This window comes from Acinetobacter sp. WCHAc060033 (assembly GCF_004209125.1).
Classification (GTDB): Bacteria; Pseudomonadota; Gammaproteobacteria; order Pseudomonadales; family Moraxellaceae; genus Acinetobacter; species Acinetobacter wuhouensis.
The window spans coordinates 1-253 of record NZ_SGSW01000221.1 but is presented as its reverse complement, the minus strand read 5'-3'; the positions used below and the strand labels follow the sequence as shown (position 1 = coordinate 253).

The 253-nt window shown below is 39.1% G+C and carries 1 protein-coding gene; it reads right to left on the bottom strand.

Features of this window, described 5'->3' with window-relative positions:
* Nucleotides 1–27: 27 nt before the first annotated feature.
* Nucleotides 28–253, bottom strand: a 226-nt coding sequence (locus EXE10_RS21340) for a TolC family protein (RefSeq protein ID WP_165383075.1), incomplete at its 5' end; no start/stop codon positions are given.

The window sequence follows — 253 nt, the reverse complement described above, 5'->3', positions numbered from 1 at the left end:
GCATTGATATATCAGCACTCTACTATTTTACTCTGCCTGATGATCCTCATGTAAAGGCCATAACTGATGCGAATTCAGCAATAGTAAACTCAAGCTTTCTGCATAATCAATTTTGGCTTGATCAATTCGACCGCGCGCATCAACCAGTTGCTGTGAATGAAGTAACAGTTCATTTAAACTCAATTCACCAAGCTTATATGCTTTTTGCATCAATCCATGTTGTTGCTGTAACTGTGCCAAATTCTGTTGAGCC